Here is a 21,277-nt window from a genome sequence, read left to right as displayed (position 1 = left end):
CCGCGGGCCCGTCGTAACCTGGCAATCATGAAACAGTGCACGCATACCGACGCGCTGCCGCACCCCGAACCCGCACCGTCGCACGAGACGTGCCAGGAGTGTCTGGCGGAGGGCACCCACCCGGTGCAGTTGCGGATGTGCCTGGGGTGCGGCCACGTGGCCTGTTGCGACTCCTCCCCCAACCGGCACGCCACCGCGCACTACAAGGAGAGCGGCCACCCCGTGATGCGGACGTTCGAACCCGGGGAGGACTGGCGCTGGTGCTTCGTCGATCACGTGCTCGTCTGAGCGGTGCTCGTCCGAACGGTCCGCTCCGGACGCCGGGTGTGCGACCCTGAGCCGGACGGTTCGGTGGTCTGACGTCTGGGTACGTCAATCCGGCGCGCGCTCTTCCCAATTGAGCCCGCCCACCCCCTAGCCACTGTGCGTGTTCGCGTGTTTACTATGAGTGACAGCAAGGGGCTGGGGTCCCGGGGACAACGAACGCCGAGCGCGGTAGCGTCACCGCTGCACCAGTGGTGCGCCACCCGAGGGGCGACCCTCGGCCCCCAGAATGCTTGTACCACCTTGGAGGTGAGGGTGTCCCAGATCGCAGGCGATCCCGCGACCCAGGACTTCGTGGAAGTCCGGCTGCCGGCTGCCGGGGCCTACCTGTCGGTGCTGCGCACGGCCACCGCCGGTCTCGCGGCCCGGTTGGACTTCACCCTCGACGAGATCGAGGACCTGCGCATCGCAGTCGACGAGGCCTGCGCGATCCTGCTCCAGCAGGCCGTGCCCGGCTCGGTGCTCAGCTGCGTCTTCCGCCTGGTCGACGACTCTCTCGAGGTCACGGTGTCGGCCCCGACCACCGACGGCCACGCCCCGTCGCGCGACACGTTCGCCTGGACCGTGCTGTCGGCGCTCGCGGGCAAGGTCTCCTCGGCCGTCTCGGACGACAAGGTCGTGTCGATCAGCCTCTACAAACAGCGCGGCGCGGGACCCGGGCCGGCGTGACGAACGAGGACGGACCGGTGCGGGACGAAGAGCGCGGCACACGGAAACCGCCCGCTGTCGGTGACGGCGGGCCGTCGCGGACGGCGGAGGGCATCGACGGCATCCCCGAGCAGGCCCGGCCGCACCCGGAGGACGAGTCGCCCTCGGCCGGTCTTCCGGCCGGCGGCCAGCGGGGGCAGGAGGATGTCATGCGCGGCGCGCCCGCCCAAGCCTCGGTCGGGGTCTTCCCTGTTCCATCGGGACCGGGAGCTCGGGGAAGGGTGACGGGCCAGACGATGAGCGAGCACGAGCGGAACGCCGAGCAGGGTGTGCGCGAGACACCGCAGCACACGGAGCACGCCCCCCACGGGCAGCCGGCGCGGCACGACCCCACGGACCGCAGCGGCGCGCGGGCGATGTTCGTCGAGCTGCGTGGTCTGGCGGCGGGCAGCCCGGAGTACGCGGAGCTGCGCAACCGGCTGGTCCGCATGCATCTGCCGCTCGTGGAGCACCTCGCCCGCCGATTCCGCAACCGCGGCGAGCCGCTGGACGACCTCACGCAGGTCGCCACCATCGGGCTGATCAAGTCGGTCGACCGGTTCGATCCCGACCGGGGCGTGGAGTTCTCCACATACGCCACGCCCACGGTGGTCGGCGAGATCAAGCGGCACTTCCGCGACAAGGGCTGGGCGGTGCGCGTGCCGCGCCGGCTGCAGGAACTGCGCCTGGCGCTCACCACGGCCACGGCGGAACTCTCCCAGCTGCACGGCCGCTCCCCCACGGTGCACGAGCTGGCCGAGAAGCTGGCCATCTCCGAGGAGGAGGTGCTGGAGGGCCTGGAGTCCGCCAACGCGTACTCCACGCTGTCGCTGGATGTCCCCGACACCGACGACGAGTCCCCGGCGGTCGCCGACACGCTCGGCGCGGAGGACGAGGCGCTGGAGGGCGTCGAGTACCGGGAGTCGCTCAAACCGCTCCTCGAGGACCTCCCGCCGCGCGAGAAGCGGATCCTGTTGCTGCGGTTCTTCGCCAACATGACGCAGTCGCAGATCGCCCAGGAGGTGGGCATCTCCCAGATGCACGTCTCCCGGCTGCTGGCCCGCACCCTGGCCCAGCTCCGGGAGAAGCTGCTGGTGGAGGAGTAAAGAGGACAGGGGGATGAAGGGGAAGGGATCGGTGCGCCCCGTCGAGGGGCGCACGGAAACGTCCGCCTACTTCGGTTCGGCGCGGCCCGGGCCCTTGATGCCCAGCGCCTTCGTCGTCGCGGGGTTGACCAGCAGGACCAGTGCCGCGATCGCCACCACCGCGAGGACGATGCCCGCGGGGATCGCCAGGCTGTCGGCCTGGAGCAGGCTGTAGGCCACCGGCAGCGCCATGATCTGCGTGATCACGGCCGGGCCCCGGCTCCAGCCGCGCCGCATCAGCAGTCCGCGTGCCGCCAGCAGCGGCAGCAGTGCGAGGACGATCAGCGTGATGCCGCCGGTGACCCCCGTCTGCCGGTCGCCGGAGTCGCCGGTCGCCCCCACCACGAGCATCCACACCCCGCCGGCGGCCAGGGCGCACCCCTCCAGCGCGCACAGCGCCGCGGCGGCGGCCAGCCGGGCGGGGCGCGGTCCGACGGGCCCGTCTGTTCCCCCGGCGGCGGGGTCGGTGTCCGGGGCGGATTTCTGCTCAGCGCTCACCCTTGAAGGGTAGCCCTGACCGGACGGCCTGTTCGGGCCGCGTTCGAGCCGTGCGCGGGTGGCGTGCGGGCCGCGTTCGGGCCGTGCGCGGGTGGTGCGGGCCGCGCACGGGCCGTGCGCGGCCCGGAAGCGATCCGGCGCGAGCCCGTCCCCGGCCGGTTCTCCGACCCCGCCCCCGACCCTCGGGCTGGGCCCGAGTACCACTCGGTAGGTAACCTGCATCGCATGCGTGCACTTCTCGTGGTCAATCCGGCGGCAACCACCACAAGCGCACGTACGCGTGACGTCCTGATCCACGCACTGGCGAGCGAGATGAAGCTCGAGGCGGTCATGACCGAGTACCGCGGCCACGCACGGGACCTCGGCCGGCAGGCCGCGGACAGCGAGGACATAGACCTGATCGTCGCCCTCGGCGGCGACGGCACGGTCAACGAGGTCGTCAACGGCCTGCTCCACCGCGGTCCCGACCCCGACCGGCTGCCCGGTCTCGCCGTGGTCCCGGGCGGCTCCACCAATGTCTTCGCCCGCGCCCTCGGCCTGCCCAACGACGCCGTGGAGGCCACCGGCGCCCTGCTGGACGCGCTGCGCGAGGGCAGCGAACGCACGGTCGGTCTGGGACTCGCCGCGGGAGTTCCCGGTACCCAGGACGAGGCGGTGCCCTCCCGCTGGTTCACGTTCTGCGCCGGGCTCGGCTTCGACGCGGGGGTGGTCGGCCGGGTCGAACAACAGCGCGAGCGGGGCAGGCGCTCGACCCATGCGCTGTATCTGCGCCAGGTCATACGTCAGTTTTTGGACGAACCCCACCGCAGGCACGGAGCGATCACCCTGGAGCGGCCCGGCGAGGAGCCGGTCACGGATCTGGTGCTGTCGATCATCTGCAACACGTCGCCATGGACGTTTCTCGGCAATCGCCCGGTGTACGCGTCACCTAAGGCCTCGTTCGATACCGGGCTCGACATCCTCGGCCTCAACCGCATGTCCACGGCCTCGGTTGCCCGGTATGCGACCCAGTTGCTCACTTCGTCCCCCGAGCGCGGACCCCGCGGCAAGCACGCGGTCGCACTGCACGACCTGACGGACTTCACCTTGCATTCGAAGGTGCCGCTCCCCCTTCAGATGGACGGTGACCACCTCGGACTGCGTACCGACGTGGCGTTCACAGGCGTACGCCGTGCACTGCGTGTGATTGTGTGAGCAGAAGGGGCCAAAGTCCTTTCACTCGAACGTTTAGGCCAGGGTCCACCCCTTGGAAGTACGGCTGTGACCTAGTCGACACCAAGGAATCAAAAAAAACTTTCCGGAAGGGGTTGTATCCGCCGCTTAGGTTTGCGAGTCTCTACGTGGCGCTCGGGACGGCACGCAACACCGGCCCCCCTAAGAGCCCGAATCCCTCCTCAAAACCTGGACCGCCGCAGTGTGGCTGACGGTCGGCCCTTCACTTGTCGGGGGATTCGTGAAAGCGTTCACATTCACAAGCAACAGCACGTAATACCAAGGAGAGGTAGCAGCCATGGACTGGCGTCACAACGCCGTTTGCCGCGAGGAAGACCCCGAGCTGTTCTTCCCCATCGGCAACACCGGTCCTGCGCTGCTGCAGATCGAGGAAGCCAAGGCCGTTTGCCGGCGCTGCCCCGTGATGGATCAGTGTCTGCAGTGGGCGCTCGAGTCCGGCCAGGACTCCGGCGTCTGGGGTGGTCTCAGCGAGGACGAGCGCCGTGCCATGAAGCGCCGCGCCGCCCGCAACCGGGCCCGTCAGGCTTCCGCCTGACACACCCACCCCGTACGAGCCCGAGCCCGGCGGCGCGTGCAGCGAGCACGCATCTCCCGCCCCCGAGCCGCAGCGCGCAGTACCCCCGATGCGCTTGAAGCAAGCAGCAGTTCGAGCCCCGGACCTTCTGGTCCGGGGCTCGATGCGTTCGGTGCGGAAATGCGGTGCGGGGGTCCGGTTCGCTGAAGTGCGCGGCGGTGCGGAAGGCGGGCGGACGCCCCGGCCTCGCCGCCCGCCCGCCCCGTCGGGCTACTTCTGTGCCCGCACCGGAACGTCCAGGATGACGCGGGTGCCGCGGGCGGACGCCGGGACCATGTCGAAGGTGCCGCCCAACTCCCCCTCCACCAGGGTCCGTACGATCTGCAGGCCGAGGTTGCCCGAGCGGTGCGGGTCGAATCCCTCGGGCAGGCCCACCCCGTCGTCCTGCACGGTGACCAGGAGGCGGGCCTCCTTCGACGTGCCGGCCCGGATGGCCGAGACCTCGACCGTGCCGGTATCGCCCTGGACGAAGCCGTGCTCCAGCGCGTTCTGCAGGATTTCGGTGAGGACCATGGAGAGCGGGGTGGCGACCTCCGCGTCCAGGATGCCGAAGTGCCCGGTGCGCCGGCCGGTGACCTTGCCCGGGGAGATCTCGGCGACCATGGCGAGCACCCGGTCGGCGATCTCGTCGAACTCCACCCGCTCGTCCAGGTTCTGAGACAGCGTCTCATGGACGATGGCGATCGAGCCGACCCGGCGGACGGCCTCCTCCAACGCCTCCCGGCCCCGCTCGGACTCGATGCGGCGGGCCTGGAGGCGCAGCAGCGCGGCGACCGTCTGGAGGTTGTTCTTCACCCGGTGGTGGATCTCCCGGATGGTGGCGTCCTTGGTGATCAACTCGCGCTCGCGGCGGCGCAGTTCCGTGACGTCCCGGAGCAGGACCAGTGAACCGATGCGCGTGCCCTTGGGCTTGAGCGGGATGGCGCGGAACTGGATCACCCCGTCCCGCGCCTCGATCTCGAACTCGCGCGGCGCCCAGCCGCTGGCCACCTTGGCGAGCGCCTCGTCCACCGGGCCGCGACTGGGGGCGAGTTCGGCGGTGGTGCGGCCCAGGTGGTGGCCGACGAGGTCGGAGGCGAGGCCCATGCGGTGGAAGGCCGACAGGGCGTTGGGCGAGGCGTACTGGACGATGCCGTCCGCGTCCAGCCGGACCAGGCCGTCGCCGACGCGCGGGGCGGCGTCCATGTCGACCTGCTGGTCGGGAAAGGGGAAGGAGCCGGCCGCGATCATCTGCGCGAGGTCGGAAGCACTCTGCAGGTAGGTCAGCTCCAGGCGGCTGGGGGTCCGCACGGTGAGCAGGTTGGTGTTGCGGGCGATGACGCCGAGGACGCGTCCCTCGCGCCGTACGGGGATGGACTCGACGCGGACCGGGACCTCCTCGCGCCACTCGGGGTCGCCCTCGCGGACGATGCGGCCCTCGTCCAGGGCGGCGTCGAGCAGCGGGCGGCGGCCGCGCGGGACGAGGTGGCCGACCATGTCGTCCTGGTACGAGGTGGGGCCGGTGTTGGGGCGCATCTGGGCGACCGAGACGTACCGGGTGCCGTCGCTGGTGGGGACCCACAGGACGAGGTCGGCGAAGGACAGGTCGGAGAGCAGCTGCCACTCCGAGACCAGCAGATGGAGCCACTCGAGGTCGGAGTCGCCGAGGGCCGTGTGCTGGCGTACGAGTTCGTTCATGGAGGGCACGGTGCGAGCGTACCCGCGGGGCCGGAGAACACCCGCGGGCCGCGGCGCCTGGGAGGGACCCTCGACCCTCCCGGCACCGCAGCCCGGAGCAGCATCGGCCGTGGGTGTGCGGTCCCGTTCGGCCGAAGGTGAGGAGCCGGAGCAGTCAGGGCAGAGAGCGCCGGTCCCTCGGTCCGCCCTCCTGTGCGGGGAGGACGGAAGCACGCCGGCCGGTTCACGGTCCCTCCGCGCGTCCGCCCGAAAAGGGCGGGAGCGTGGACTAGACCACGTCTGGCCACGTTCATTGTGGTGGCCGCACGCGCGCGTGTCCATGCGTGGAGGGATGTTTCTTCTGTCCTTTCCCCGCGCGCCGCGTCGGGTGCACGCGAGGTCCGCCCGGGGTCCGCGCGAGCCCTGCCCCGGCGGGGGCCGCTCTGCTAGATTGGTCTAAACCACACAGCGATCCTCTCGGCAGATCGGCAGGCCAGCGTGGAAGTTGTCATCGTCCCCGACGCCGCGGCGGGCGGCGAGCTCGTCGCGAACGCCCTCGCCCGGCTGGTCGGGCACAAGCCCGACGCCCTGCTCGGCGTGGCGACCGGCTCGACCCCCCTGCCCGTCTACCAGGCCCTCGGCGCGAAGGTGCGCGCCGGCACGGTGGACACCTCCCGCGTGCGCATCGCCCAGCTCGACGAGTACGTCGGACTGCCGGCCGAGCACCCCGAGTCGTACCGGTCCGTGCTCGCGCGCGAGGTGCTCCAGCCGCTCGGCATCGGCATGGACGCCTTCATGGGGCCCGACGGGACCGCCGAGGACGTGCAGGCGGCGTGCGAGGCGTACGACGCGGCGCTGGCGGGGGCCGGCGGGGTGGATCTGCAACTGCTGGGGATCGGGACGGACGGGCACATCGGGTTCAACGAGCCCTGCTCGTCGCTGGCGTCGCGGACGCGGATCAAGACGTTGACGGAGCAGACGCGGGTGGACAACGCGCGGTTCTTCGACGGGGACATCGCGCAGGTGCCGCACCACGTGATCACGCAGGGGATCGGGACGATCCTGGAGGCGCGGCATCTGGTGCTGCTCGCCACGGGCGAGGGGAAGGCGGACGCGGTGGCGGCGACGGTGGAGGGGCCGGTGGCGGCGGTGTGTCCGGCGTCGGCGTTGCAGCTCCACGCGCATGCGACGGTGGTGGTGGACGAGGCGGCGGCCTCGAAGCTGAAGTTGGCGGACTACTTCCGCCATACGTTCGCCAACAAGCCCGCCTGGCAGGGCATTTAGACCGCCGGGCGCCCGGAAGGCCTTTCGCCCCCGCCGCCCCTACCCGTCCCGTCCCCTTCGAGGGGCTCCGCCCCGTGGACCCCGGGGGGAGTTGGGGTGCGTGGGCGGGTGCGGGTGCGTCGTGGCTTGTCGCGCGGTTCCCCGCGCCCCTGAAAAGCATGGGGCGGCGCCCCCCTTCTTCCAGGGTGCGGGGAACTGCGCGGCGTACCCCCACCGAGTCGCGGTCGGCGACACCCCCCAGGGGTTCGGGGGCGGAGGAAGCCCCGGGTGCCGCCCCCCTCCTCAGGCCGGCGGGGCCGTGACCGCTTCCGCCGCCGCGATGCCGCAGACCCTCGCCGCGCCATGCGTCGCCACGTGCAGCGTGGCCCGCGCGGCGGCCTGGGGAACTCCCATCTCCACGACCACCGTGTCCGGACGCGCCGCCAGCAGCACCCGCACCGCCTCCCCCATCCACGGGTACCGGTGCTCGTCGCGGACCACCGCGACCACGCGCCGCCCGCCGGCCGCCGAAAGCGCCTCCGCTCCCGCCGTCTCCCCCGTGAACGCCCCGGTCCCGGTGCCCGGCAGCAGCCGGGCCAGCTCCGCCGCGACACCCCACGGCGTCTCGTCGCCCACCGCGATGTTGGCGACCGGCGTGAACGCGGCGACGTACGGGGCCTCGGTCAGCGGGACGAAGTCGGGCGACCGGGTGACGGTGACCGCGCGCCGGGCGGCGACCAGGCCGATGTCCGGGCCGGCCCCGGAACCGGAGCCCTCCCCGACGGCGCCGGCCGCGGCACCCGCCGTCCACCCCGCCAGCTCCCGCACCCTGCGCGCCGCGTCCGCCAGCCGGGACTCGGCCAGCGTGCCGGTGCGCACCGCGTCCACCAGGGCGTCCCGCAGCCGCCGTACCGTCTCGTCGTCGGCGAGCCCTCCGCCCACGCAGATGGCGTCCGCGCCGGCCGCGATGGCGAGGGCGCTGCCCCGTTCGATGCCGTACGTGGCGGCGATCGCCCGCATCTCCATGCCGTCGGTGACGATCAGGCCCTGGTAGCCGAGCTCCTCGCGCAGCAGGCCGGTCAGGATGCCGTCGGAGAGGGTCGCCGGGCGCTGCGCGTCCAGGGCCGGGACCAGGATGTGGGCGCTCATCACGGCCTTCGTGCCGGCGCCGATCGCGGCCCGGAACGGGGCGAGTTCACGGGCGCGCAGGACTGCCGCGTCCGCGTCGATGCGCGGCAGCGCGAGGTGGGAGTCGACCGCGGTGTCGCCGTGCCCGGGGAAGTGCTTGGTGCAGGCGGCGACCCCGGCGGACTGCAGCCCGGTGACGTACGCGGCGGTGTGCCGGGCCACCAGGTCCGGGTCGGCGCCGAAGGAGCGGACGCCGATGACGGGGTTGGCGGGGTTGGAGTTGACGTCCGCGGAGGGCGCCCAGTTGAGGTTGACGCCGCAGGCGGTCAGGCGGCGGCCGAGTTCGCGCGCCACCTCGGTCGTCAGTTCGACGTCGTCGACGGCGCCGAGGGCGTGGTTGCCGGGGAAGGAGGAGCCGGTGCGGACCTCCAGGCGGGTGACGTCGCCGCCCTCCTCGTCGATCGCGACGAGGACGTCGTCGCGTTCGGCGCGCAGTTGCGCGGTGAGGGCTGCCAGTTGTTCCGGGGAGGCGATGTTGCGGCCGAAGAGACCGACCGAGGCGAGCCCCTCGCCGAGCCGGCGCAGCAGCCAGTCGGGGGCGGTCGTCCCGGTGAAGCCGGGCTGCAGGACCGTGAGGGCGTCGCGCGTGAGAGTGTCGGTGCCGCTGGCGAAAGTCGTCATCGGGTGGCGTTATCCCTTCACGGCGCCCGCGGTGAGACCCGCGGCCATCTTTCGCTGGACGAGGAGGAAGAGCACGACGATCGGAATGGCCATCATCGTGGCTCCGGCCATCATGGGGGCGTATTCGGTGCCGTGCTTGGTGGTGAAGTTGGCGAGCCAGACGGTCGCGGTCTGCTTCTGCTGGCTCATCAGCATCAGGGCGTAGAGGTACTCGTTCCACGCCTGGATGAACCCGTACACGGAGGTGGCGACCAGTCCGGGCGCGAGCAGCGGGAAGACCACACGGACGAAGGCGCCGGTGCGGGAGCAGCCGTCGACCATGGCCGCCTCCTCCAGTTCGCGCGGGATGTTGACGATGAAGCCGCGCAGGGTCCAGACCGTGAACGGGAGGATGAAGGTCAGATACGTGAGGATCAGACCGGACAGCTTGTCGTACTGGCCCAGGTCGTTGAGGAGCAGGAAGACCGGGATGATCATGGCGACCAGCGGGATCATCTGGACCGCCAGGATCGCGACGATGACCACCTTGCGGCCGCGGAAGGCGAACCGGGAGATGGCGAGCGCGGCGAGCATGCCGACGGCGATGCCGATGAGCACCACGGACAGGGACACGACGAGACTGCGGCCGACCGGTCCCCAGAAGTCGGCGATGTCCAGCGCCCGGCGGAAGTTGGACAGGGTCAGCCCGGTCGGCAGCAGGCTGGGGTCGGGGTCGATGGCGTCCTTGGCGGGTTTCACCGCCGTGTTGAGCATCCAGTAGACGGGGAAGCCCACGACGACGAAGACCAGCAGTCCCAGGACGTTCCAGCCGGCCCTGGTGCGCCGCTTGCGACGGGACCCGGCGGGGCGGGCGGCGGGACGGGTGGCGGGCCGTTCGGCGGCCTTCGACGGCACGGCGGTCGCGCTCATTCGACCTCTCCGATCTTCAGCATCTGGCGCATGTAGACGGCGACGACGCCGAGCAGCAGCACCACGGTGACCAGGGCGATGGCGGAGCCCTGGCCGTAGTCGTTGACCACGAACGCCTTGTCGTAGGAGTAGGTGGTGAGGACCTGGAACTCGGCCTCGGGGTGCCCGTTGCGCATGACGAACACCTGCGGGAAGACGCCCATGTCCCAGATGACGGAGAGGGTCGTCAGCATCACGATGATCGGCTTGAGGATCGGCAGCGTGACGTAGCGGAAGACGCCCCACGCGCCGGCGCCGTCCAGCCGTGCCGCCTCCTCCATCTCCTTGGGCACCTGGGTGAGTCCGGCGCCGAGGGTGATGACGACGAACGGCACCGCGCCCCACACCACGAGCAGCATGATGACGGCGAGGCCCTGCGGTCCGCTGGCGAACCAGTTGTGGCCGATCAGATCGACGCCGGGGAGCTTGCTGAGCAGGGCGTTGAAGACGCCGTAGTCGGAGTCGAACAGCCACTTGAAGACGGTGGTGGCCACGATGACGGGCATGCCCCAGCTCGCCACCAGGGCGATGTTGACCAGCGTCTTCACCCAGCCGGACACCCGCTGGAGCAGCAGGGCGATCAGCATGCCGACGACCATCGTGAAGATCACGCTGCCGGCCGCGAAGACGATGGTGCGGACGACGACCGCCCAGAACTCGTCGTCCCCCAGCACGGTGGCGAAGTTGTCGAAGCCGACGTTCTCGGCCGGCTGGAAGCCCCAGAGCTGCGACTGGCCGAACTTCTGGAAGGAGAGCGTGACCAGGCGGACCAGGGGATAGCCGAGGACGACGACGAGGACCAGCAGGCAGGGTGCCAGCAGGCCCCAGGGCACCGCGGCCCCGCCCGCGGCGCGCGGCTTGCGGGATCGGCCCGGTACGTCCGGTGGTGGGGGCGGCGCCTGCCTCGGGGGCGGCACCTTGGCGGGGGTGGTGGTGTTGGCGGCACTCATCGCGCGCTCCTCAGCGGTCCCTCAGGTCGTACGGGTCGTACGCGTCCTACGCGGTTGTGCGAGGTGTACGGGGGCGTACGCGGTCGTGCAGGACGTACGCCCCCGTACGGGTCGTACGCGCGTTCTTGCACCGGCGGACGGGCCCGGGGTCCGGAGGTGCGGGCGGGAGCCGGTGTGCGGCGCGCGGGCGAGAGCTCCCGCCCGCGCCGCGCGCCGCGGCCGTACGGACCCCCGTGCCGTACGGCCGTCCCCCGAAGTCTCCCGGCACCGCACCGACGGCCCCGCCGGAAGCACGACGGCGCCGGGGCCCCGTCGGCGGCGACAGGGCCCCGTACCGGGCTACTTGGTGTTGATGACCTTGTCGATCGCGGTGTCCGCGTCCTTGGCGGCGGCCTCGACGGACTTCTTGCCGGTGCCGATGTTCTGCAGCATCGTCTGCAGCACCTGCGCCTTCTCGACCTGGCCCCAGCCGGGCGCCATCGGTACGAACCAGTTGGACTCGGCCGCGGTGGCCGGGACCGCGGTGGCCGGGTCGCTCTTCAGGGTCGCGAGGTCGGTCTTGTTGTTGGGCAGGTTGCCCTTGGCGATCAGGCCCTTCTGGCCCTCCTTGCCGGTGAACGCGTTGATCCACTCGGCGGCGACGCCCTGCGCCTTGGACTTGACCGGGATCGCGAGGTCCGAACCGCCCAGGAAGACGGGCATGTTCTTGCCGGACGGACCCGGCATCACGAAGTTCTCCAGGTTGTCCTTGAGCTTGCCGGTCTTGTCGTTCTTCGGGTCGGCCGAGGTCGCGCCCTCCCACGCCGCGCCGAAGATCATCGCCGACTTGCCCTGGCCGTACACGATGTAACGGTCGGACTCGTCCTTGGTCTTGTCGCCGTGCATGTACTTGTCGACGACGTTCTTGAACTCGCCCAGGCCCTTGAGGGACTCGGGCGAGGAGAGGTTGGCCTTCCAGGTGCCGCCGTCGTCCGTGGCGATGGAGCCGCCGGCGTCGTAGACGAAGGACATGGCCGCGTACCAGTCACGGGTGGGCTGGTACCAGGCGCTGAACTTCGAGCCCTCCTTCTTCTGGACCTTGTCGAGGGCGGCGGTCAGCTCCTTGTACGTCTTGGGGGGCGTCTTCACGCCGACCGACGCGGCGACGTCCTTGCGCCAGTTGGCGACGCGGCCGCCGGCGTAGTACGGCACGCCGTAGGTCTTGCCGTCATAGGTGACGGAGGCCTTCAGGCCGTCCAGCCAGGCGTCGGCGTTGTCGAACTTCGCCGTGTCGACGGGGGCGAAGGCGCCCTTGACCATGTAGCCGAGCATCTCGGTGTTGCCCATCTCGACCACGTCCGGCGCCTTGTCGGTGGCGAGGACGGCGTCGAGCTTGGTGTTCTTGTCGGGCCAGCCGTAGTACTCGTGCTTGATCTTGATGCCGGGGTGCTTCTTCTGCACCGCCTTGTCGGCGGCCTTGACCAGTGCCGGCCAGTTGTTCTGCGCGTCCACCGTGAGCCAGACGGTCAGCTCCTTGGCGTCCGTGCCCCCGGCCGAGTCCCCGTCGTCATTGCCCCCGCACGCCGCGATGGAGATCATCATGCCCGCGATACCGATCGCGGCTGTCAGCTTGCGCTTCACGCCATCCTCCTCAGGGATGCCACGAACCCCCCTGTTCCCCTCGGCGTGCCGCGACGAGTGCGCTCAGGCGAAGTGCCGCGTACGTGCGTTGCCCGTGGGGCCGGGACTGGAACTGATCCAGTGGTGTAGACCAGTAGGGGGAGCTTGGCCCGGACCAATAGGAGTGTCAAGGGCGTGGGAGCCCGCGCGAGGCGTCCGTTACGGGACCTACATATGCAAGAACCTTTACGTAGGAAGGATGCGAAAAGACCAGGTCGGCAGCGGTGCCGGCGGGTGTACCACTGGGCGGGCCCCAGGGCGGACCACAGTGCGGACGGTGGACTAGACCACCCTGTGCCGGTGGCGGTATACAGAGGAGGTCCCCGGCACGCGTGCGCGGGATCCCCATACGGAACGTGCGGAGTCACCCGCGCGAAGCCGTGCCACGATGTGAGCCGTGACCGGCGGAAGCCGTCGGCCCAGTCGGCACCGAGCCGGGAAGGCGGAGCATGAGCACCGACGTCAGCAGTGCGGAGAGCGAGGGCGGCGCACCCGTCCGTACCGCGCGCGTGCCGAAGTACTACCGCCTGAAGAAGCACCTGCTCGACATGACCCGCACGCTGCCGCCCGGCACCCCGGTCCCGCCCGAGCGCACCCTCGCCTCGGAGTTCGACACCTCGCGCACGACCGTGCGGCAGGCACTGCAGGAACTGGTCGTCGAGGGACGCCTCGAACGCATCCAGGGCAAGGGAACGTTCGTCGCCAAGCCCAAGGTGTCACAGGCGCTGCAACTCACCTCCTACACCGAGGACATGCGCGCGCAGGGCCTGGAGCCCACCTCCCAACTGCTGGACATCGGCTACATCACCGCCGACGAGCGGCTCGCGGAACTCCTCGACATCACCTCCGGCGGGCGGGTACTGCGCATCGAGCGGCTGCGCATGGCCAACGCCGAGCCGATGGCCATAGAGACGACCCATCTGTCGGCGAAGCGCTTCCCGGCGCTGCGCCGTTCGCTGGTGAAGTACACCTCGCTCTACACCGCGCTGGCCGAGGTCTACGGGGTCCATCTCGCCGAGGCCGAGGAGACGATCGAGACGTCGCTGGCCACGCCGCGCGAGGCCGGACTGCTCGGCACGGACGTGGGTCTGCCGATGCTGATGCTCTCCCGCCACTCCCTGGACAAGGAGGGCCTGCCGGTGGAGTGGGTGCGGTCGGTGTACCGGGGGGACCGCTACAAGTTCGTGGCCAGGCTGAAGCGGCCGGTGGACTGAGCGCCGGACCGGCCGGCGGGCCGCATGCCGGACCGGCCCCTTGGACCGCACGTCGGTGGACGGGCATCGCGGCGGCCGGTGGACCGGACGCCCCGCAGCGGCCCGCGGAGTGAACGCCCGAGCGGCCGGTGGGTCGACGTACGAACAACCGTCACCCACCGTCACCATCCGTCCCCTTTTCGTTGCCATCCCCAACCGTTATGCGGACAAGGGTTCCGTTGCCTGGACACGGTGACCTAGATTTCCTCGCGCATTGCCCGGTTGACCAGCGAGGGGACGGAGCCGCACATGTCAGATGCCCCAGAAGTCGGCAGAGGGGTGGTGACACCCTTGCGGGTGGTCATCGGCCTCTGCCTCGTCGCGCCCTTCGTGGCGATGCTGTGGGTCGGTTCGTACGACAGGACCGACCCGGCGTTCATCGGCCTCCCGTTCTTCTACTGGTACCAGATGCTGTGGGTGCTGATCTCCACCGTGCTGACGGTGACCGCCTACAAGCTGTGGCAGTTCGACCAGCGCGGCCGGGCCTCCCGTGACGCGTCCGCGGCGTCCGCGGCCTCCTCCGGTCCCTCCGGCTCCTCGAAGGGAGGTGCGGCGGAATGAACGACGGTGTGAACGGCGTCGCACTCGGCGTCTTCATCTTCTTCTTCCTCGCGGTCACCGTCATCGGGTTCCTCGCGGCCCGCTGGCGCAAGGCCGAGAACGAGCACAGCCTCGACGAATGGGGCCTGGGCGGGCGGTCGTTCGGCACCTGGGTCACCTGGTTCCTGCTGGGCGGCGACCTCTACACGGCGTACACCTTCGTGGCCGTGCCCGCCGCGATCTACGCGGCCGGCGCCTCCGGGTTCTTCGCCGTGCCGTACACGATCCTGGTGTACCCGCTGGTCTTCACGTTCCTGCCGCGGCTGTGGTCCGTCAGCCACCGGCACGGGTACGTCACCACGTCCGACTTCGTGCGCGGGCGGTTCGGCTCCAAGGGGCTCTCGCTCGCGGTGGCCGTGACCGGCATCCTGGCGACGATGCCGTACATCGCGCTCCAGCTCGTCGGCATCCAGGCGGTGCTCGACGTGATGGGCGTGGGCGGCGGCGAGAACACCAACTGGTTCGTGAAGGACCTGCCGCTGCTGATCGCCTTCGGCGTCCTGGCCGCGTACACGTACTCCTCCGGACTGCGTGCCCCCGCGCTGATCGCGTTCGTCAAGGACGCGCTCATCTACATCGTCATCGCGGTCGCGATCATCTACATCCCGATCAAGCTCGGCGGCTTCGACGACATCTTCGCCTCGGCGAGCGAGAAGTTCGCCAAGGCCGGCGCGGGCGGCGTGATCCCGGCCGCGGGCGGCCAGTGGACGTACGCCACGCTCGCGCTCGGCTCGGCGCTGGCGCTGTTCATGTACCCGCACTCGATCACGGCGACGCTGTCCTCGCGCAGCCGTGAGGTGATCCGGCGCAACACCACGATCCTGCCGCTGTACTCGCTGATGCTGGGTCTGCTGGCGCTGCTGGGCTTCATGGCGATCGCGGACGGGATCACCGTGAAGAACGGCCAGCTGGCCATTCCGCAGCTCTTCGAGAACATGTTCCCGGACTGGTTCGCGGGCGTGGCCTTCGCGGCCATCGGGATCGGCGCGCTCGTCCCCGCGGCGATCATGTCGATCGCGGCGGCGAACCTCTTCACCCGCAACATCTACAGGGACTTCATCAAGCCGGACGCGACGCCGAAGCAGGAGGCCCAGGTCTCCAAGCTCGTCTCGCTGCTGGTGAAGGTGGGCGCGCTCGTCTTCGTCCTGACGATGGACAAGACGGTGGCGATCAACTTCCAGCTCCTCGGCGGCATCTGGATCCTGCAGACGTTCCCGGCGCTGGTGGGCGGCCTGTTCACCCGCTGGTTCCACCGGTGGGCGCTGCTGGCGGGCTGGGCGGTCGGCATGGTGTACGGCACGTTGGCCGCGTACGGGGTGGCCTCGCCGACGCAGGCGCACTTCGGCGGGTCCTCGGACGACATCCCCGGCATCGGGCAGATCGGCTACATCGGTCTCACCGCGTTCGTGCTGAACGCGGTGGTGACGGTGGTGCTGACGTTCGTCCTGCGGGCGGTGAAGGCGCCGGAGGGCGTCGACGAGACGACGGCGGACGACTACACGGTGGACGTCGGCGCCCCCGGCGTCGAGCCGGAGCTGCCGCCGGCGACGGCGGGGACGTCGCACTAGTCCGCCGAACACGTCGCTGAAGGCCGTGGCCGCCCGTAAGGGGCGGCCACGGCCTTCGCACGCGGGCCGCCTGAGGGAGTCGGCTTCGGTCGGCAGCACGCCCGACACAACATCTGGGCCCTCCCCCACCCCTCCGGCACAACATGTATGCTCAGCAGCGCTGCCGACGCAGGGGAATCCGGTGTGAATCCGGAGCTGTCCCGCAACGGTGTGGCCACGCGTTCGCGCGTAGGGGTCGAGTCCGAGGACCTGCCGGCAGCGCGCCCGGCCGTCCGGCCGGGTGCCTGACGTCCGGGCCTCGTGGAGTGGGCCGGGGACGCGACCCGGCGCACCCCGCGCGCCGGCATGTTGCTCCCTGTCCTCGTCATGGCCCGTGCCGAACGAGGGAGAGCACCCATGACCACCGCCCCGGCCCGACCGGCCCCGGCATCCCCCGCGACCGAGGAACCCGGTGGCCTCGACGGCTCGAACAGCCCCGACGGTCCGGACGGTCCCGGCGCCGCCCTCCTGCGGACCCTCACCGCGCTGACCGCCGACCTCCCCGACGCCGACCCCGGCCGGGTCGCCGCCGCGGCCCTGCGCGGCCGCTCCCGGCACGCCGACGAGGACGAGCTGCGCGAACTGGCGACCGAGGCGGCCGCCGGCCTCATCTCCGAGGACCCCGCCCACTCCCGGCTGGCCGCCCGCCTGCTGACGCTCGGCATCCGTACCGAGGCCGCCTCCCAGGGCGTCACGTCGTTCACCTCCTCCGTGGCCGTCGGCCACCGGGAGGGCCTCGTCGCCGACCGGACCGCCGCGTTCGTCCGCCGCCACGCCGCACGGCTGGACGCGCTCGTCGACCCCGACGCCGACGACCGCTTCGGCTACTTCGGCCTGCGCACCCTGTACACCCGCTATCTGCTGCGCCACCCCGTCACCCGCAAGGTGATCGAGACGCCCCAGCACTTCCTGCTGCGGGTGGCCGCGGGGCTCGCCGAGACCGAGGAGGGGGCCCGTCCCCGCGCGGACGGCACGGACCGTGCCGTCGACGAAGTGGCCGCGCTCCACGGCCTGATGAGCCGCCTGGAGTACCTGCCCTCCTCCCCCACCCTGTTCAACTCCGGGACCCGTCACCCCCAGATGTCCTCCTGCTTCCTCCTCGACTCCCCCGAGGACGAGCTGGACTCGATCTACGCCCGCTACCACCAGGTCGCCCGCCTCTCCAAGCACGCGGGCGGCATCGGCATCGCGTACTCGCGCATCCGTTCCCGCGGCGCCCTGATCCGCGGCACCAACGGGCACTCGGGCGGGATCGTGCCGTTCCTGAAGACCCTGGACGCCTCGGTCGCCGCCGTGAACCAGGGCGGCCGGCGCAAGGGCGCGGCCGCGGTCTACCTGGAGACCTGGCACGCGGACATCGAGGAGTTCCTCGAACTGCGCGACAACACCGGCGAGGACGCCCGCCGCACCCACAACCTCAACCTCGCGCACTGGATCCCGGACGAGTTCATGCGCCGGGTCGAGGCCGACGCGGACTGGTCACTGTTCTCCCCCGCCGACGTACCGGAACTGGTCGACCTGTGGGGCGAGGAGTTCGACGCGGCCTACCGCGGGGCGGAGGAGGCCGGGCTCGCCCGCAGGACGCTGCCCGCCCGCGAGCTGTACGGCCGCATGATGCGCACCCTGGCGGCGACCGGCACCGGTTGGATGACCTTCAAGGACACCGCCAACCGGACGGCGAACCAGACCGCGACCCCGGGCCACGTCGTGCACTCCTCCAATCTGTGCACGGAGATCCTCGAGGTCACGGACGACGGGGAGACGGCGGTCTGCAACCTGGGCTCGGTCAATCTCGGCGCCTTCGTCAACCGGGCGGGCGGCGACATGGACTGGGAGCGGCTGGACGCCGCCGTCCGCACCGCCGTCACCTTCCTCGACCGGGTCGTCGACATCAACTTCTACCCGACCGAGCAGGCCGGGCGCTCCAACGCCCGCTGGCGTCCGGTCGGCCTGGGCGTGATGGGCCTGCAGGACGTCTTCTTCCAACTGCGCCTGCCCTTCGACTCGCCCGCGGCGAAGGCCCTGTCCACCCGCGTCGCCGAGCGGATCATGCTCGCCGCGTACGAGACCTCCGCCGACCTCGCCGAGCGCAACGGGCCCGCGCCGGCCTGGGAGGAGACCCGTACGGCCCGGGGCGTGCTGCATCCCGACCACTACGGCGTGGAGTTCACCTGGCCGAAGCGCTGGGCGGCGCTGCGCGCGCGCATGGCCACGACCGGGCTGCGCAACTCCCTGCTCCTCGCGGTCGCGCCGACCGCGACCATCGCCTCGATCGCCGGTGTCTACGAATGCATCGAGCCGCAGGTGTCCAACCTGTTCAAGCGCGAGACGCTGTCCGGCGAGTTCCTCCAGGTCAACTCGTACCTGGTGGACGATCTCAAGCGGCTCGGCGTGTGGGACGCCCGCACCCGTGAGGCGCTGCGCGAGTCCAACGGCTCCGTGCGGGACCTCGCCCGGATCCCCGAGGACGTGCGGCGCCTGTACCGCACCGCCTGGGAGATCCCGCAGCGCGGCCTGATCGACATGGCCGCCGCCCGCACCCCCTACCTCGACCAGGCCCAGTCGCTGAACCTGTTCCTGGAGACGCCGACCATCGGGAAGCTCTCCTCGATGTACGCGTACGCCTGGAAGCAGGGGTTGAAGACCACCTACTACCTGCGTTCGCGTCCGGCGACGCGGATCGCGCGTGCGGCCGCCCGTGCCACCGTCCCCGTGCAGGCCGCCCCCGATCCCGAGGCGATCGCCTGCTCCCTGGAGAACCCCGAGTCCTGCGAGGCCTGCCAGTGACGAACGACCGCACGAAGAACCTGCTCGACCCGGGCTTCGAACTGACCCTGCGTCCCATGCGCTACCCGGACTTCTACGAGCGCTACCGGGACGCGATCAAGAACACCTGGCACGTGGAGGAGGTCGACCTCCACTCGGACGTCGCCGACCTCGCCCGGCTCAGCCCCGAGGAACAGCACCTCATCGGCCGGCTGGTGGCCTTCTTCGCCACCGGTGACTCGATCGTCGCGAACAACCTGGTGCTGACCCTCTACAAGCACATCAACTCCCCCGAGGCCCGGCTCTACCTGTCCCGCCAGCTCTTCGAGGAGGCCGTCCACGTCCAGTTCTATCTGACGCTCCTCGACACCTACCTGCCGGACCCCGACGACCGGGCCGCGGCCTTCGCGGCCGTGGAGAACATCCCCTCCATCCGGGAGAAGGCCGAGTTCTGCTTCCGGTGGATGGACTCGGTGGAGAGACTGGACCGGCTGGAGACGAGGGCCGACCGCCGGCGCTTCCTGCTGAACCTGATCTGCTTCGCCGCGTGCATCGAGGGTCTGTTCTTCTACGGCGCGTTCGCCTACGTCTACTGGTTCCGGGCCCGGGGGCTGCTGCACGGCCTGGCCACCGGCACCAACTGGGTCTTCCGGGACGAGACGATGCACATGTCGTTCGCGTTCGACGTGGTCGACACCGTCCGCAAGGAGGAGCCCGGCCTCTTCGACGAGGAGCTCCGCCTGCAGGTGACCGACATGCTGCGGGAGGCCGTCGAGGCCGAGCTGCAGTTCGCGCGCGACCTGTGCGGTGACGGCCTCCCGGGGATGAACACCGAGTCCATGCGGCAGTACCTGGAGTGCGTCGCCGACCAGCGGCTGGTGCGGCTCGGTTTCGCTCCCGTGTACGGCTCGGAGAACCCGTTCTCCTTCATGGAACTCCAGGGTGTTCAGGAGTTGACCAACTTCTTCGAGCGCCGGGCGTCGGCGTACCAGGTCGCGGTGGAGGGCTCGGTCGGCTTCGACGAGGACTTCTGACCGCTCTCCTCCCCCTCCCGCTGTTCCCGGGCCGCCCTGATCTGCCGGTCCACGCGCCGATCGTGGACGACGCCGATCAGGGCGGGCAGGGTGATCAGGGCGAGGAGGCCGAGGACGGCCAGCATTCCGACGAGTGCCTGTGCGTGTGTCGTGTCCATGTGTCCCACCTTCGCGCCGCGGGCTCCCCGGCGTCAGTGGCAGGACTGCCGCACACCCTCGATTTCCTGCCACCGCCGAGGCACACTGTTCCCATGCTGCGCAATGTCGCCGCCGTCATGCTGGACGGCGTCCACCCCTTCGAACTGGCCGTCGTGTGCGAGGTCTTCGGGATCGACCGGAGCGACGAGGGGCTGCCCGTGTACGACTTCGCGGTGGTCTCCGCCGAGGGCCCGAGGCTCGGCACCCATGTGCCGGGCCTGACCTTCTCCACGCCGTACGGTCTGGAGCGGCTGGCGGAGGCCGACCTGGTCGCCGTACCCGCGGGCGACGGCTTCGAGACCCGCGACTTCCCGCCCGAACTGCTCCGGGCGCTGCGCGAGGCCGCCGGGCGGGGCGCCCGGGTGCTCAGCGTGTGCTCCGGCGTCTTCGTACTGGGTGCCGCCGGGCTGCTCGACGGCCGGCGCTGCGCGGCGCACTGGCGGCACGCGGAGCACCTCGCCCGGCTTCACCCGCGGGCACGGGTCGAGCCGGACGTGCTCTACGTGGACGAGGACCCCGTGATCACCTCCGCCGGCACGGCCGCCGGGATCGACGCCTGTCTGCACCTGGTGCGCAAGGAGCAGGGCCAGGAGGTGGCGAACCGGATCGCCCGGCGGATGGTCGTGCCGCCGCACCGGGACGGCGGCCAGGCGCAGTTCATCGAGCGCCCGCTGCCCCGAAACCGGTGCGACACCGTCGGGGAGGTGCTGATCTGGATGGAGCGGCACCTCGACGAGGAGGTGACGGTCGAGCAGCTCGCCACCCGCGCCCACATGTCGCCGCGCACCTTCGCCCGCCGCTTCCAGCAGGAGACGGGCACCACCCCGTACCGCTGGATCCTGCGCCAGCGGGTGCTGCTGGCCCAGCGGCTGCTGGAGGGCACCGACGAGACGACAGACGCGATCGCGGGCCGCACCGGGTTCGGCAACGCGGCGGCCCTGCGCCACCAGTTCGTGCGCGCGCTGGGCACGACCCCGCAGGCGTACCGGCGCACGTTCCGGGGCCCGGCGGCCCGGATCACGGAGCCGGAGACGGAACCGGGGGCGGCCGCCTGAGAGAGGGCGGGTGCCCGG

Annotated in this window: 19 protein-coding genes and 1 riboswitch; of the genes, 12 read left to right on the top strand and 7 right to left on the bottom strand. The window is 70.9% G+C overall.

Going from position 1 to position 21,277, the window contains the following annotated elements; translation table 11 throughout:
- The first annotated feature begins 27 nt into the window (after positions 1 to 27).
- The 3 genes from QFZ64_RS23245 to QFZ64_RS23235 all read left to right on the top strand — a co-directional run bounded on the left by QFZ64_RS23245 (position 28) and on the right by QFZ64_RS23235 (position 2,117).
- Positions 28 to 288, top strand: coding sequence for a UBP-type zinc finger domain-containing protein (locus tag QFZ64_RS23245; protein WP_006142327.1), 261 nt, complete (start codon positions 28 to 30; stop codon positions 286 to 288).
- A gap of 291 nt (positions 289 to 579) precedes the next feature.
- Positions 580 to 993 (top strand): hypothetical protein, encoded by a 414-nt coding sequence (locus QFZ64_RS23240; protein ID WP_006142326.1) that lies wholly within the window; start codon positions 580 to 582, stop codon positions 991 to 993.
- Positions 990 to 2,117, top strand: coding sequence for an RNA polymerase sigma factor SigF (locus QFZ64_RS23235; RefSeq protein ID WP_307068734.1), 1,128 nt, complete (start codon positions 990 to 992; stop codon positions 2,115 to 2,117). The genes QFZ64_RS23240 and QFZ64_RS23235 overlap by 4 nt, the downstream gene beginning before the upstream one ends.
- Positions 2,118 to 2,183: 66 nt before the next feature.
- Here QFZ64_RS23235 and QFZ64_RS23230 read toward each other — a convergent pair whose 3' ends face one another.
- Positions 2,184 to 2,654 carry a hypothetical protein gene (locus tag QFZ64_RS23230; RefSeq protein ID WP_307068732.1) on the bottom strand — a complete coding sequence of 157 codons (471 nt, stop codon included), beginning with the start codon at positions 2,652 to 2,654 and terminating at the stop codon, positions 2,184 to 2,186.
- A gap of 225 nt (positions 2,655 to 2,879) precedes the next feature.
- Here QFZ64_RS23230 and QFZ64_RS23225 point away from each other — a divergent pair, with 225 nt between their 5' ends.
- Together QFZ64_RS23225 and QFZ64_RS23220 are read left to right on the top strand one after the other, a co-directional pair.
- The gene (locus QFZ64_RS23225) at positions 2,880 to 3,848 is read left to right on the top strand and encodes a diacylglycerol kinase family protein (RefSeq protein ID WP_307068730.1); all 969 of its coding nucleotides are present in this window, start codon (positions 2,880 to 2,882) and stop codon (positions 3,846 to 3,848) included.
- A gap of 316 nt (positions 3,849 to 4,164) precedes the next feature.
- Positions 4,165 to 4,422 (top strand): WhiB family transcriptional regulator, encoded by a 258-nt coding sequence (locus QFZ64_RS23220; RefSeq protein ID WP_006142322.1) that lies wholly within the window; start codon positions 4,165 to 4,167, stop codon positions 4,420 to 4,422.
- 249 nt (positions 4,423 to 4,671) lie between these two features.
- Here QFZ64_RS23220 and QFZ64_RS23215 read toward each other — a convergent pair whose 3' ends face one another.
- Entirely contained in the window at positions 4,672 to 6,147 is a 1,476-nt protein-coding gene (locus tag QFZ64_RS23215) for a sensor histidine kinase (RefSeq protein ID WP_307068728.1), read from the bottom strand.
- A gap of 468 nt (positions 6,148 to 6,615) precedes the next feature.
- Between QFZ64_RS23215 and nagB the strand changes: the two genes are divergently transcribed.
- Positions 6,616 to 7,401: a glucosamine-6-phosphate deaminase gene (gene nagB / locus QFZ64_RS23210; protein ID WP_307068726.1), complete on the top strand. Its 786-nt coding sequence runs from the start codon at positions 6,616 to 6,618 to the stop codon at positions 7,399 to 7,401.
- Positions 7,402 to 7,683: 282 nt separating this feature from the next.
- Here the strand turns inward: nagB and QFZ64_RS23205 are convergent, their stop codons facing one another.
- The 4 genes from QFZ64_RS23205 to QFZ64_RS23190 all read right to left on the bottom strand — a co-directional run bounded on the left by QFZ64_RS23205 (position 7,684) and on the right by QFZ64_RS23190 (position 12,707).
- Positions 7,684 to 9,189 carry a glycoside hydrolase family 3 protein gene (locus QFZ64_RS23205; protein ID WP_307068724.1) on the bottom strand — a complete coding sequence of 502 codons (1,506 nt, stop codon included), beginning with the start codon at positions 9,187 to 9,189 and terminating at the stop codon, positions 7,684 to 7,686.
- A gap of 9 nt (positions 9,190 to 9,198) precedes the next feature.
- Complete coding sequence (locus QFZ64_RS23200) at positions 9,199 to 10,098, bottom strand: carbohydrate ABC transporter permease (RefSeq protein ID WP_307068722.1); 900 nt, start codon at positions 10,096 to 10,098, stop codon at positions 9,199 to 9,201.
- Positions 10,095 to 11,087 (bottom strand): carbohydrate ABC transporter permease, encoded by a 993-nt coding sequence (locus QFZ64_RS23195; RefSeq protein WP_307068719.1) that lies wholly within the window; start codon positions 11,085 to 11,087, stop codon positions 10,095 to 10,097. The genes QFZ64_RS23200 and QFZ64_RS23195 overlap by 4 nt, the downstream gene beginning before the upstream one ends.
- A 339-nt stretch (positions 11,088 to 11,426) precedes the next feature.
- On the bottom strand, positions 11,427 to 12,707 hold the full coding sequence (locus tag QFZ64_RS23190) for an extracellular solute-binding protein (protein WP_307068717.1): 1,281 nt from the start codon (positions 12,705 to 12,707) through the stop codon (positions 11,427 to 11,429).
- A 488-nt stretch (positions 12,708 to 13,195) separates the two neighbouring features.
- On the opposite strand from QFZ64_RS23190, the gene QFZ64_RS23185 reads away from it, so the two are divergent.
- The 5 genes from QFZ64_RS23185 (at position 13,196) to QFZ64_RS23165 (ending at position 20,006) form a co-directional block, all read left to right on the top strand.
- Entirely contained in the window at positions 13,196 to 13,960 is a 765-nt protein-coding gene (locus tag QFZ64_RS23185; RefSeq protein ID WP_307068716.1) for a GntR family transcriptional regulator, read from the top strand.
- 288 nt (positions 13,961 to 14,248) lie between these two features.
- Positions 14,249 to 14,560, top strand: a complete 312-nt coding sequence (locus tag QFZ64_RS23180) for a DUF3311 domain-containing protein (RefSeq protein WP_307068714.1) — start codon at positions 14,249 to 14,251, stop codon at positions 14,558 to 14,560.
- Complete coding sequence (gene mctP / locus QFZ64_RS23175) at positions 14,557 to 16,167, top strand: monocarboxylate uptake permease MctP (protein WP_307068712.1); 1,611 nt, start codon at positions 14,557 to 14,559, stop codon at positions 16,165 to 16,167. The genes QFZ64_RS23180 and mctP overlap by 4 nt, the downstream gene beginning before the upstream one ends.
- 135 nt (positions 16,168 to 16,302) lie before the next feature.
- Positions 16,303 to 16,439, top strand: a riboswitch (cobalamin riboswitch).
- Positions 16,440 to 16,563: 124 nt separating this feature from the next.
- Entirely contained in the window at positions 16,564 to 18,993 is a 2,430-nt protein-coding gene (locus QFZ64_RS23170; protein WP_307068710.1) for a ribonucleoside-diphosphate reductase subunit alpha, read from the top strand.
- Positions 18,994 to 19,049: 56 nt separating this feature from the next.
- Complete coding sequence (locus QFZ64_RS23165) at positions 19,050 to 20,006, top strand: ribonucleotide-diphosphate reductase subunit beta (protein WP_307071834.1); 957 nt, start codon at positions 19,050 to 19,052, stop codon at positions 20,004 to 20,006.
- Here the strand turns inward: QFZ64_RS23165 and QFZ64_RS23160 are convergent.
- Entirely contained in the window at positions 19,919 to 20,164 is a 246-nt protein-coding gene (locus tag QFZ64_RS23160) for a hypothetical protein (RefSeq protein WP_307068708.1), read from the bottom strand. The genes QFZ64_RS23165 and QFZ64_RS23160 overlap by 88 nt on opposite strands.
- A gap of 93 nt (positions 20,165 to 20,257) precedes the next feature.
- On the opposite strand from QFZ64_RS23160, the gene QFZ64_RS23155 reads away from it, so the two are divergent.
- Positions 20,258 to 21,259 (top strand): GlxA family transcriptional regulator, encoded by a 1,002-nt coding sequence (locus QFZ64_RS23155; RefSeq protein WP_307068706.1) that lies wholly within the window; start codon positions 20,258 to 20,260, stop codon positions 21,257 to 21,259.
- Positions 21,260 to 21,277: the final 18 nt, after the last annotated feature.

It is taken from the genome of Streptomyces sp. B3I8 (assembly GCF_030816915.1).
Classification (GTDB): domain Bacteria; phylum Actinomycetota; class Actinomycetes; order Streptomycetales; family Streptomycetaceae; genus Streptomyces.
Note: the sequence above shows the minus strand (reverse complement) of the source record. Positions and strands in the feature narration are given on the sequence as shown.